The 11,939-nt window shown below is 41.6% G+C and carries 12 protein-coding genes; 2 read left to right on the top strand and 10 right to left on the bottom strand.

Annotated elements, in window-relative coordinates:
- Nucleotides 1-6: 6 nt before the first annotated feature.
- Nucleotides 7-480 carry a hypothetical protein gene (locus tag N483_RS02845; protein ID WP_023400687.1) on the bottom strand — a complete coding sequence of 158 codons (474 nt, stop codon included), beginning with the start codon at nt 478-480 and terminating at the stop codon, nt 7-9.
- Entirely contained in the window at nt 473-1,213 is a 741-nt protein-coding gene (locus N483_RS02840) for an SURF1 family protein (protein WP_036976842.1), read from the bottom strand. The genes N483_RS02845 and N483_RS02840 overlap by 8 nt, the downstream gene beginning before the upstream one ends.
- On the opposite strand from N483_RS02840, the gene N483_RS26525 reads away from it, so the two are divergent.
- Nucleotides 1,197-1,514, top strand: a complete 318-nt coding sequence (locus tag N483_RS26525) for a DUF2909 family protein (RefSeq protein ID WP_331245856.1) — start codon at nt 1,197-1,199, stop codon at nt 1,512-1,514. The two genes, N483_RS02840 and N483_RS26525, sit on opposite strands and share 17 nt — an antisense overlap.
- Here the strand turns inward: N483_RS26525 and N483_RS02835 are convergent.
- The 8 genes from N483_RS02835 to N483_RS02800 form a co-directional block, all read right to left on the bottom strand.
- On the bottom strand, nt 1,420-2,295 hold the full coding sequence (locus N483_RS02835) for a cytochrome c oxidase subunit 3 (protein ID WP_023400689.1): 876 nt from the start codon (nt 2,293-2,295) through the stop codon (nt 1,420-1,422). The two genes, N483_RS26525 and N483_RS02835, sit on opposite strands and share 95 nt — an antisense overlap.
- A complete protein-coding gene (locus N483_RS02830; RefSeq protein ID WP_023400690.1) occupies nt 2,288-2,887 on the bottom strand; it encodes a cytochrome c oxidase assembly protein in 600 nt (199 codons plus the stop codon). Before N483_RS02830 ends, N483_RS02835 begins: the two co-directional genes overlap by 8 nt.
- Nucleotides 2,888-4,477: a cytochrome c oxidase subunit I gene (gene ctaD / locus N483_RS02825; RefSeq protein ID WP_023400691.1), complete on the bottom strand. Its 1,590-nt coding sequence runs from the start codon at nt 4,475-4,477 to the stop codon at nt 2,888-2,890.
- Nucleotides 4,477-5,622 carry a cytochrome c oxidase subunit II gene (coxB, locus tag N483_RS02820; RefSeq protein ID WP_023400692.1) on the bottom strand — a complete coding sequence of 382 codons (1,146 nt, stop codon included), beginning with the start codon at nt 5,620-5,622 and terminating at the stop codon, nt 4,477-4,479. Before coxB ends, ctaD begins: the two co-directional genes overlap by 1 nt.
- Nucleotides 5,623-5,960: 338 nt before the next feature.
- Nucleotides 5,961-6,164 (bottom strand): hypothetical protein, encoded by a 204-nt coding sequence (locus N483_RS02815; protein WP_023400693.1) that lies wholly within the window; start codon nt 6,162-6,164, stop codon nt 5,961-5,963.
- 611 nt (nt 6,165-6,775) lie between these two features.
- Entirely contained in the window at nt 6,776-6,925 is a 150-nt protein-coding gene (locus tag N483_RS02810) for a hypothetical protein (protein WP_155250790.1), read from the bottom strand.
- A gap of 261 nt (nt 6,926-7,186) precedes the next feature.
- Nucleotides 7,187-8,401, bottom strand: coding sequence for a serine hydrolase domain-containing protein (locus tag N483_RS02805; protein ID WP_023400695.1), 1,215 nt, complete (start codon nt 8,399-8,401; stop codon nt 7,187-7,189).
- Between the two features lie 46 nt (nt 8,402-8,447).
- Nucleotides 8,448-9,281: an alpha/beta hydrolase gene (locus N483_RS02800; protein WP_080672643.1), complete on the bottom strand. Its 834-nt coding sequence runs from the start codon at nt 9,279-9,281 to the stop codon at nt 8,448-8,450.
- Between the two features lie 277 nt (nt 9,282-9,558).
- On the opposite strand from N483_RS02800, the gene N483_RS02795 reads away from it, so the two are divergent.
- Entirely contained in the window at nt 9,559-11,712 is a 2,154-nt protein-coding gene (locus N483_RS02795; protein ID WP_023400697.1) for a winged helix-turn-helix domain-containing protein, read from the top strand.
- Nucleotides 11,713-11,939 lie beyond the last annotated feature (227 nt).

Below are 11,939 nucleotides of genomic sequence, written 5' to 3'. Positions count from 1 at the left end.
GCCTCCTTACTGTGAACGAGCGTAATTTAAGAGTTTTTTCATGTCCTTTAATAGCCCTTTCAGGACTAATCTGTTCGCTTCTGGATCGGGTTTGTACAGATACTCCAGCACAACAAGGCCCTGCTTATTTACAAGATAAAATGACGCCGGAGTGAGCTTCTCTTGCACGCTTTGTTCAATGGCAAGTTCCCCCGCCCCTACCATGACAATAGACACCTTGCTGCGATTCTTTCCAAGCGCGACGTGTAGATTTTGCGCATTGCTTTTCTGGATTTCGCAAGCTGATACACAACCACTTGGCAGATTTAAAACAATGGTCCATAGCTTGTCGTCCTGCTGAACAGGCAACCAAACTTCATGCTGGAGAAAATTACCGTTATTGGTTGTTGAAGAGGGCCTCAAATCGAGTTTAAGTACTGTTATAGCCAAGATTACAGGCAACAGAAAACATCCAATAAATAACCACAGTGTTTTATTCATATTTTAGCTTCCCCGATTCTCTTTTTGACGCAAAAAGCGCTATGACTCCCGCAGATAATCCGATCAGTAACCATTGCAGAGCATAAGCTCGGTGTTTCTCTGGACTCATCACAACCGCCTCGTAATGAGGAGTAATACCTTCAATAACGGTCTGATCTGCGATCAGTAGCAGTGGTGAAATCTTAGCCTCTAGTTCTCGACTAAAAAATGTGTGCTCCAAGTACTGTAAAACGTTGCTGTGATGTGCGCTTTGGTTTGGATATTCGGCCAGCGTAAAACCCGACCATTTGCCAATCTTAAACTGTGCATTGATCTTAAGCTGACCACTAGGAAACCTAATTTCCGGAAGGTGAGACCGGTTCTTTCCTGCTGGTACAAACCCTAGGTTAATGACAAAGCGTTCGGCACTGTCATCTGCGTCAAATATTGCAATTAGGTCATAACCAACTTGGCCGTCCACAATTTGATTATCAAGTAGCCACCAGTGTTTTTGGTCTAGCTTTCCCGTCAAAACCGCCTTAACACCTTGCAGTGAATCGGGGTCTTGACTGAACAGGGTCTTCTGGTCTTGAGACTGCTCTGTTAGCTGTTCTAAGAGCGCTTGCTTATTTGTGGCTCTTTGCCATTGCCAATATGACAATCTAAAGCACACTGACATCACTACAATCACTGCCAAAATCACCAGAACTGTACTAGTCTTTTTATTAAATACACTGATGGCAGACTCCTTCATGCTCATAAAATGGATTATTACAGCATTACTTTTAGTTGTTCTTTTTCATCTTTTTCATGCGTTAATTGTTATGCTTCAAGGCGCTGATAAATCTAAAAACATGTCTCAATTACTTGGTAAGCGAGTGTTGTATTCTCTGATCGTAATTTTATGCATCACACTTTTTAGTCAAATCGGCTTTATCAATTTTAACCCTCAACCTATGGCTACAACACATACACAAACACGAATAGACACAACCACACAACATCAACAAAGTGCCAGTACCAAGCCGCAGCCTGAAACGCAAAATGTTGATTAGAATCTAGATGTCCTTTCATCACCCTGAGCCAAACAACAAGCAACATGAGCGCCCCTAACGTTACATGCATGCCGTGAAACCCGGTTAACATAAAGAATGTGTTTCCGTAAATCCCTGAGTCTAATTTTAACCCCAGCTCCATATACGCATGCACATATTCTTCAACTTGAAAACCTAAAAATACGAAACCGAGTAGTATCGTTAATCCGAGAAAGGCCTTTAGTTTTTGACGTTCATCGCGCTCTATTGCTGTGTGTGCGAAATGCAATGTGACAGATGAGGTAAGAAGAATAATAGTATTGGTCAACGGCAACCCGTGCCACGGCATAGCTTGTGTTACATCTCCATTTGGCGTTACTAATAGCGGCCAAACAGCTTCAAATTGAGGCCACAATACTTCGTTGGTCATCAAATTATTACTACTCCCTCCCAACCAAGGTACCGCGAACATTCTGACGTAAAACAAAGCGCCAAAAAATGCAGCAAAGAACATTACTTCGGAGAAGATAAACCACCCCATACCTTGGCGGAACGACCTATCCATTTGCGCCGAATATAAACCACTCATGGACTCATCAATAACATGCCTAAACCAACCGACTATCATGGCAATCAAAGCCACAATCCCAGAGAATAAAACCCAAGCGCCAGAGCTACTTTCCTTCTCTAATTGCATCACTGTAAGCCCCGCTCCCACTGCAATTAAAAACATGGCAACGGCACCTATAATTGGCCATGGACTTTGCTCTGGCACATAATAAGTTTGGTAACTTTTATCCATTTTGAGGTCCTCGCATAATACTATGCTTAGTCGAAATATACTGTTCCACCTTCAAACCGGGCACTTGAATTAAGTTGCTCGCTGTTGTGTCTGTTACATCATATAGCGTGTAAGATAGGGTGAGCTCTTGTACGTCCGCTGGTAATTCAGTATCTACGTAAAATCGCAAAGTGAATTCCATTGACTGATTCGCCGCCAGTGGCTGCTGATCAAAACAAAAACATGCCAATTTATGAAGATACTTGGCAGCTTGGCCAGGAGAAACCGACGGTATTGCCTGCATCACTCTCGCTCGATCGCTGAGGTTATATGCTACAAATTGCACTTCAGACAGCTTGCCGGGCTGCACACTCACAGAATATTGCTGAGCTTTGACACTAAATGGCGCGCTACTTTTTGCGTGAGTTGTAAAGCTGACTTCGACCTGCCGAGAATCATCTACCGTTTCACTTTGTTGAGCAACAACCAAATCTACTTTGCCATTCAATCCTGTTATGTCGCAAAAAACGTCATATAACGGCACTAATGCAAACGCAAATGCAAACATCCCTAGCACCGCAAGTATCAGTTTTCGTAAAAGGGCAGTGTGCATTTAGTCCACCTTAGGAGGTGTTGAAAAAGTATGATAGGGCGCTGGCGAAGCCACTTGCCACTCTAGCCCTTCTGCACCATCCCACACTTTGTTAGCAACAGCTTTACCGCCAGCAATACACTTAAATACGACGGCAACAAACAGCAGTTGAGACAATCCAAATGCAAAGCCACCGATACTGATGATGGCGTTAAAATCAGCAAATTGCAGCGCATAGTCAGGGATCCTTCTCGGCATACCTGCTAAACCGACAAAATGCATTGGGAAAAAGAGCACATTGACACTCACCAAAGATAACCAAAAATGCCACTGAGCCAGTGTTTCGCTATACATGTTGCCTGTCCACTTTGGCAACCAATAGTATGCAGCAGCCATTATCGAGAACACTGCACCTGTAACCAATACGTAATGGAAATGCGCAACAACAAAATATGTATCGTGATACTGAAAGTCTGCAGGCGTTATGGCTAACATCAGACCTGAAAACCCACCTAACGTGAATAACACAATAAACGCAATAGCAAACATCATGGGGATCTCAAAACTTATCGCCCCTCGCCACATAGTCGCGACCCAATTAAACACTTTTACGCCAGTAGGCACGGAGATCAACATGGTTGCATACATAAAAAATAACTCTCCTGCCAAAGGCATACCTGTGGTAAACATATGGTGCGCCCATACCACAAATGAGAGCAAGGCAATTGAGGACGTCGCATAAACCATAGAGGCATAGCCAAAGAGCTTTTTACGAGAAAATGTTGGTACTATGGTAGAAATGATACCGAATGCAGGGAGGATCATGATGTACACTTCTGGGTGACCAAAAAACCAAAAAATATGTTGAAACATCACCGGATCACCACCCCCAGCGGCATCAAAAAAGCTGGTGCCAAAATACTTGTCGGTCAATACCATAGTCACAGCGCCAGCTAACACAGGCATCACCGCAATAAGTAAGAATGCAGTTATCAACCAGGTCCATACAAATAATGGGAGTTTCATCCATGTCATACCTGGCGCACGTAAGTTAACAATGGTGACTATGACATTGATAGCTCCCATAATGGAGCTAATCCCCATAATGTGGACAGCAAAAACGAATAATGCAGTGTTGTCGTTACTGTAGGTTGTCGATAGTGGAGCATAAAACGTCCATCCAAATGCCGGGCCGCCACCTTCCATGAAAAGTGAAGCAAGTAAAATGGCAAAGGCAAATGGCAGTATCCAAAAACTCCAGTTGTTCATTCTGGGCAAGGCCATATCTGGTGCGCCTATCATCATAGGGATCATCCAGTTTGCTAACCCAGTAAATGCAGGCATAACCGCACCAAACACCATTATCAAACCATGAACAGTGGTCATTTGATTAAAAAAGTGGGGGTCTACAAGTTGCATTCCTGGTTGAAATAACTCTGCGCGAATGACCATCGCCATCGCACCGCCGGTTAAAAACATCAGCAGTGAAAACAGCAGATACAAAGATCCGATATCTTTATGATTAGTTGTAAAAATCCAGCGTTTCAGCCCAGAGGGAGCACCGTGGTTATGTTCATGCGGTACAGCTTGTTCTTGTGCGGTAGTCGACATTACTCTTTCTCCTTTGTACCATCAATGAAGGCCTGAATTTGTCCAGGCTGAACTACCTCTTGGGTATCGTTACCCCAACTATTTCGCTTATAGGTAATGACTCCAGCAATCTCGGTTAATGTAAGCTGCTTGCCAAACGCTTGCATCGCAGTACCAGGGCGGCCATTTACTAAAATGTCGATATGCGCCTTAAGTTCGCCATTAACCACCGCACTGCCTTTCATGGCAGGGAACACGCCGGGCAAGCCAAGCCCCGTAGGTTGATGACATGCGGCGCAATAAGCCATATAAACCTTTTCACCAGTAGCCATAAGCTCATCTTTAGACAAGGTTGCGCCAACCGACGCTGCTTCGGCTTGCATTGCATCGGCTTTTGCTTGCTTGGCATCCGCCAACCAAACATCGAAGTCTTCTGGAGAACGGGCTTCCACTACAACGGGCATAAAACCATGATCTTTTCCGCACAACTCCGCACACTGGCCGCGATAAATGCCCTGCTCATTTACACGGGTCCAAGCTTCATTTATAAAACCAGGGTTGGCATCTTTTTTCACCGCAAAATCAGGCACCCACCAAGAGTGAATAACATCATCTGAGGTCAATAAAAACCTTACTTTGCGATCTGTTGGGATCACCAAGGGCTTATCAACTTCGAGTAAATAGTGTTCATCTTTTGCTTGTAGGTTATCAATTTGATCTTTGGGGGTGGAAAGAACTGAGAAAAAATCAACGTCATGCCCCATGTATTCATAGTGCCACTTCCACTGAGAGCCTGTAACTTTGATTGTTAAATCAGATTTACTGGTATCCTCCATAGCTATCAATGTTTTGGTCGCGGGAATGGCCATCACGACCAGTATGACAAATGGAATCGCCGTCCAAATTATTTCTACTTTGGTGCTTTCATGGAACTGAGCTGGTTGCGCTCCTTTGGATTTACGGTGATGTATTAGTGCCCAAAACATCACCGAAAAAACAATCACTCCTATCACACAACAAATTAAAAAAATTGTCATGTGCAGTTCATACACCTCATTACTCACATCAGTCACACCCTGACGCATATTGTAATCACTGGCTACAGAACTGAAGCTAACCAGAATAAGGCTTAAAAAATTGAACAGCTGTAATTTAGCAAGATTCATGTGACGTCTCCGAGCCCTTATATTTTTAGTCTTGAAGGGTTTTTATTATTGGATGACTGTCAATAGGCCTTTTATTGCCCAAACTGCATGACTTCTTTAACGATTAGTAAAAAAACAACCACCTTGCAAGTTTTGTTTTGTGATAAACATCACCACGTTTGAGTAATTACTTTATTTTGAATTGCTGCAAAGATAGTACTGATGAAAACATCGTAGAATGGAAGGAAAAAATAATTTAATATTAAAATACAGATAGATAGGTAAAAACAACGAATATATATAGAAAAGTAGGGCCGTACTTTAAGTACACTCCCTACAATTGTAATACTTTAATGGTATTAGCAGAACTGGCTGCCAGTTTCAGGATCTGTACCAGTGATAACACATCTTCCTGCTGGTCGTTTTGCCGTGTTACAGCCGAAAGAGTCGCAATGATGGCTATGCTGTATACCACCTGCGATCTGTGGAGTCATATCCTGTGAGATTGAATCGCTATTTTTTGTTAGTGACTTTAGTTTTGTTTTTTTCAGTTTAATATTCATTTTTATTCCTTTTGCATTGTGATTAAGCGCCTTTAAAAAATATCAAAAAAAGAAAATAAAACCACAAAAAACAACACCAAAACAGACAATTAATAAATATTTTTATTAAAAATAAATATCATAATACTGCTCCGATAAAAAACCATACAAACCTTTAAAAAAATCAAGATTTGGAAGAAATTTTAATCTCCGCCCTAAAAATTACTCCTTATATAGATACCAACTACATAAACAACAAAAAAAGACTTTAAAAAATATAAATCTCATTATTTTGTACATACAACACACAATTCATTCTTAAATATTTTCTTCACTCAGCATTGACTAAGACTCAAATTGTTCGGCTTCTATTGCTAACTATTAAGCTGTGTTTCCAACACCCCTTTTTTATTGAAGCGTAAAGAATAGAAAACAAACACTCCACGAAGATAGTCAATGCACTTTAAACCTGATAAAAACTCAACCTAGTACAGTGCTTTACTTTGGATGGAAAACCAACTTCATCTACAATGGCGCTGAGGGTTAATTATTAACCGGTGAGGACTTTAAATTGAGGTGGCAATACGGAAACTTAGAAAAGAGCTCAATTAAGAGCTCATATCTGAACTAGATTAATAATCTACCATAGTACCTGTAATATCACATGGTCTGCCTGGGCCTGGAGATGTATGACACTCATAATCTACACATGAGATTTCAGCAGTAGGGACATAAGTACCACCACCTGGGCGACTGCTACCGCCGGCTACATGAGGTGTCATATCTTTACCAAGCGAGTTATGGTTTTTAGTTAACGATTTCAATTTTGTTGTTTTTAATTTGATATTCATTTTTTTATTCCTGTTTTTTATAATTGACAACCCCAAAGTACCCAATTTAAAAACAAAGTACAAACATTCTAACCTTATAAAAACCACAACTTTTTCTGAATAAAATATAACCTTTTCTATCTAGCTAGTTAGGGGTATTCGAATTAAAAAAAATGAGTTTTCTAAAAAGAAAAACTCATTTATTTAAACCTATCACTTATTTGCTATAAAAATAGGTAACACTTTTGTAGCAATGATCTTCATTGTTTGTTCGTTTCGCTCATGACCTGTTGTAACTATTATCAAGTCTAAGTCATCTATCACAACAATATACTGCCCACCTCCTCCTTGAGCTGATCGAGTAAAATAGCGCATATTGGCAACTAACATATCTGCTTGCCACCAAAAATAACCATAGCTAGGATTCTTAACGTATTTTCCTGTAAAAAATATATCGCTATCTTTAAGTGCCACAACTTTGTTTGATGACTTGGCCAAATACGCTTTGGGTATCAATTGTACCCCTTGCCAATTTCCCTCTGACTTAACTAGCAGCCCCAGTTTAACCATATCCCTTGACGTTAACTGGGCGCCATATGCGCCTATCGGTAAACCATCGTCACCTTCACGCCATCGGTAATTGAAGATCCCTAACCGATGAAATAACTCCTTTTCGATAAAAGCGTTAGCGCCATTGGGCACCACCGCATTGAGTACCTGCATTACCAACGCGGGGTCCTCACTTTGATAGTGAAAAGTACGGTTAGTGGGGTCAATTGGCGATGTAGATGACAATAACATTTGCAATGGATTGTGACTCGATTGCACACTAGACGCCGGCAAGAGCTCATCCCTTACACGTAACCCTGATTGCATCGTTAAAGCTTGATGCAATGTGATGCTATTAACTCCTGAAGTAAGTTGGTTAGAGTTCAAACCGTTAAAAAATGACACAATAGGTTTATGCAGATCTACCATTTTTAGATGGCCCAGAGCAATAGCTCGACCAATTGCTAGACTCAGTATTGCTTTAGTAACAGACGCTTGGCGGTGAGGCTGGTCAACTCTCCCCTTCAAATAATAAGACTCAAAAATAAGTTCACCACCTTTCATCACCAACAAGCTATCGTACTTACCTAGTTTTTGAGCGCTTATTTCCTCGGCCAAACTTTTTAACATGTTTTTATCGCCATTGGCGCTATCAAAATTACCAACCCGAATACCGTCATTTAACTTTTCTGGTAAAAAGCTAACATAGGGCACCGTCAAACTGGGGAATTCTAATAATGGTAGCTTTTTTTCCGTCTCAGCAGCCTTTGGCGCAGTTACCGTAGCAACCGGAGCAGACATAGCTGTAGCGGTCAGGCCTGAAAAAAAGCTTAATATAATCAATAACCTTCTCGTTAATAAATTAATCGGTGATATCATAAGTGACTCCTATATACTCGCACTTATCAGCGCAAACAACTGTTTCTTATAGATTTGATAACCATGTCACGCCGCGGGCGACGGTCATTGGCACTGCTTGCGAGTGGTCACCATCCATCACTTCATGTGTCAAAGACAGCTGGCCCTGTTTATGCTCATTCAACCTAGATATCAGTTTATCAACATACTTTTTCAGCCGCGGTTCTTTGTTTCCATATGAAATAAACACATTTGCGTCTAGTTGCTTCTGTTTGATCAGTAATTCACTTAAATAATCCACGCTGCCACCGAGAGCAGGACTACCCAATATGTAGTGATTAAAAGTATCTGGCTGTGCAATCAATGCGTACATTCCAAATTGCCCGCCAAGTGAATAACCAAAATATGCGCGCTGTTTTGGTTTGGTGTTATAAAGTGCGTCAATCCGTTTAAAAACATCTTTGCGAATAAAAGCTAAATGCTCCGCAGCTTGGCCAAAATGATATTTTGCCTGCCTAGCCTGATCCTTTGACGGAGTGACCGTATAATCACGAAATCGACTGGCATGTGGCGCTGCGGGTTCACCATTGATCTTAGGCATGTCTTTTTGCCAAGATATGCCAACTAAAATGACTTCATCCATTAAAAATGTGGTTGCCGCTGACAACAAATCAAGTTGCCATACCGCATCGGTGAAATAAACAACTGGGTAGCGACGTTTTGGATCTTTTCCATACTCTTCAGGTAGCTTGACCAATAACTCGTATTGGCCACCGTTGACTGAATTGGTGATTGGCACAACTTGCGTTCTTGGCATGGTATACGATGCAAACTCCGCGGCCTGGATGTTCATCAGTGGTATCATCATGTATATCAATGTCAGCGCATATTTTTTCATCATTATTCCTCGTTATTTATGCTAAGTGGGCTCGGCTAAAACAGCCGCTTTATAGCTTGCCCATCGGTGTCTCTTTGGCTAACTCGGTGATAAGATTAACGTGCTTAGAGTGAAATGCTTGATGTCTTACTGACGTCTCTTTGACTTTACAATGAAAAATAAAATAGCAAAATTTTCAAAAGGTTATGGTTTGATGTTTATCTATCAAATGCATATGTTAACCTTGCTTTATGCAAGTTAAGATAATTACAACAATTGCTGACTATCAGTAGGAAGGGCTATGCAACAACAGTATTGGGTAGGCGACTTTTATATCGATTTGTCCAGAAACCAAATTTCACACCAAGATCATATCCAAACTCTGGCACCAAAGGCCCTAGCCGTGCTTACCGTCTTAGCCAAACACCAAGGAGAAGTGCTCAGCCAAGATATGCTGCTCGACAGCGTTTGGCAAAATACCATTGTATCCCCTAATACTTTGCAACGTAGTATTGCCCAATTGAGAAAAGCACTCGGTGACGACGGTAAAGTACAAGTTGTAATTAAAACTCATGCAAAACAAGGCTACAGCTTAGAATCGAAAGTTGAATGGGGTGAAAAAACCGGTGCCTCAACAGCGACAACCGTAACGGAGCCTTTGAATACAGCAATTCAGTCGAGTGAGCAAACGGTACATACAAAAGACAGGGTGAGCACCAAGCCTACAAGCAATAAAAAAGTCGCGTTATTTGGTACACTGCTATTTGCCATAATTGGCGCCTCAGTTATCTTTCTTAAGCCGCAACCCACTTCTTTATCAGTCGCCAAACTAACCGCTTTAACAGCAACCGATGATAGGGAAAATGCCGGTATATACTCACCAAATGGTGACTATGTGGTTTTCCATCGCTATGAAGAGCGCCTGTGTATTAACAATATATGGGCAAAACATACGGGCACTCAGAGAGAATATCAATTAACACAAAATTTAAGCTCACATGGAAAACATACTTTTTCAGAGGATGGCCGTACACTTTATTTTGTTCAACAACAAGATTGCAGACAGCCAGTTACACAAAAGCAGTGTTATAAACTGATGAGCCTAGATTTTGCAGAGTCACTCGTCTCACCACAGCAACCTAAAACGCTCATGGAATGTAAAAACTCGCGGATCCGCTCACCTAAGTGGATGAAGGGTAATCACCTTGCGCTGCTACAGCAGCATCAAAATAGATGGAAGCTGATCAGTTACGCCATAGATACTCAGCAAAGCCAAAAAATTTACGGCTCCCTTGATGACAACGTCATTCAGTTTGCTTATTCTCCATCAGAGGATCTTATCGCCCTCACCAGCGTCAATACGCAGGGAGAGTACTACCTGCAAATCCTTTCCCCCGACGGAGAGGTCCATTCAAAAGTCGCCATTAACTATCCAAGTGAAATCGCACAGTACCGCTTTATTTCCCCTAACTTTTCGCCTTTTGATGAGCAGCTTTTATTCAGTACCGGTAGGCAGTTATTTACTCTTTCTTACGACGGCCAAATTGATAATGTGAGCCTTCCTCTCGATGAGCCTATGGGATCACCAAACTTTCACCCCAGTGGCAGTCGTATCCTCGTGACCAAAGGTTTCTACGATAGTGACATTGCATCGGTGTCACTAAATGAACTTGAGAACTCGGCTCAAGATCCAATGCATGACAATCATCGCAAGGTATACAGTATTATTGAACGCTCAATTTCTGCAGAAGATAGCGCGACATTCCAACCTATGGGTAATAAACTGGCCTTTAGTTCACAGCGCTCTGGCATTGACCAAATTTGGATAAGCGATGGGAAGACAACTCAGCAGCTCTCACATTTTGCTATGGATAGCTATATTGATGGATTTTACTGGGCAAAAGATGGACAGAGCCTTTTAGCTAATTCAGCGAAGGAAATCTATCAACTTAGCCTCAACGGAAACAGCCAGCACTTTACGTTCCCCTTCCCTATTGATCAACTTTTTCACTGGGACAGTGGCGCTCAAACTGCACTGGCCAATATCAGGATTGGCGGCTTACTCAAATTTGCCCAACTTGATTTGGCAAACTTATCTTATACAGAACTAAGAGATACGCCTGTAAACTGGGCGCAAAAAAGTACCACAGGGCAAATCATCTACACTGACAAATTGGATAGGTTTTGGCGATCAGGCGACATTGAAGATACCCTGATAGAGACGCTAATAGACCAAGGCAGTGACAAGCGATTTATACTTGATGGAGAACGTCTATATGGCATCAATGAACAATATGAGTTATGGCACTATGAACTTGGTAACAAACAATTTAACGTGATCGGAGAACTGCCAAAAAACCTCGATTACCTTACCGATGTACGCCAATCACATGCTCTCATATCACTGCGCATTAATGCCAAAAAAGAATTGGCAGAACTGGTGCTTGCTCAGTAAATCTAATCTTTGAGGTTATTACTGAATACGTAAAAAACACATTGATTTTGATATAGAGCGAGAACTTGAGGACCATGTGAGCGGCGATTTAGTAGAGCTCAAAGTCAACAACATTTCAAAAATACGCTCTAAAACAGGATCTCAATAGTAAACGCACTCTTAAAGCGAAAAGCAAAGCCCATCTCGAAAAAAATTGAACATTTTATTTCTGAGGATAACACCTGTGA

Origin of the sequence: Pseudoalteromonas luteoviolacea NCIMB 1944 (assembly GCF_001625565.1) — a bacterium.
GTDB classification, from domain to species: domain Bacteria; phylum Pseudomonadota; class Gammaproteobacteria; order Enterobacterales; family Alteromonadaceae; genus Pseudoalteromonas; species Pseudoalteromonas luteoviolacea_F.
Note: the sequence above shows the minus strand (reverse complement) of the source record. Positions and strands in the feature narration are given on the sequence as shown.

What these genes read in the sequence shown, in the direction of transcription:
- N483_RS02815 (WP_023400693.1), bottom strand. Translation starts at nt 6,164, where the DNA reads ATGAATATTAAACTGAAAAAAACAAAACTAAAGTCACTAACAAAAAAT.
- N483_RS02840 (WP_036976842.1), bottom strand. Translation starts at nt 1,213, where the DNA reads ATGAAGGAGTCTGCCATCAGTGTATTTAATAAAAAGACTAGTACAGTT.
- N483_RS02800 (WP_080672643.1), bottom strand. Translation starts at nt 9,281, where the DNA reads ATGATGAAAAAATATGCGCTGACATTGATATACATGATGATACCACTG.
- N483_RS02795 (WP_023400697.1), top strand. Translation starts at nt 9,559, where the DNA reads ATGCAACAACAGTATTGGGTAGGCGACTTTTATATCGATTTGTCCAGA.
- coxB (WP_023400692.1), bottom strand. Translation starts at nt 5,622, where the DNA reads ATGAATCTTGCTAAATTACAGCTGTTCAATTTTTTAAGCCTTATTCTG.
- N483_RS02845 (WP_023400687.1), bottom strand. Translation starts at nt 480, where the DNA reads ATGAATAAAACACTGTGGTTATTTATTGGATGTTTTCTGTTGCCTGTA.
- N483_RS02805 (WP_023400695.1), bottom strand. Translation starts at nt 8,401, where the DNA reads ATGATATCACCGATTAATTTATTAACGAGAAGGTTATTGATTATATTA.
- N483_RS02810 (WP_155250790.1), bottom strand. Translation starts at nt 6,925, where the DNA reads ATGACACCTCATGTAGCCGGCGGTAGCAGTCGCCCAGGTGGTGGTACT.
- N483_RS26525 (WP_331245856.1), top strand. Translation starts at nt 1,197, where the DNA reads ATGGCAGACTCCTTCATGCTCATAAAATGGATTATTACAGCATTACTT.
- N483_RS02830 (WP_023400690.1), bottom strand. Translation starts at nt 2,887, where the DNA reads ATGCACACTGCCCTTTTACGAAAACTGATACTTGCGGTGCTAGGGATG.
- N483_RS02835 (WP_023400689.1), bottom strand. Translation starts at nt 2,295, where the DNA reads ATGGATAAAAGTTACCAAACTTATTATGTGCCAGAGCAAAGTCCATGG.
- ctaD (WP_023400691.1), bottom strand. Translation starts at nt 4,477, where the DNA reads ATGTCGACTACCGCACAAGAACAAGCTGTACCGCATGAACATAACCAC.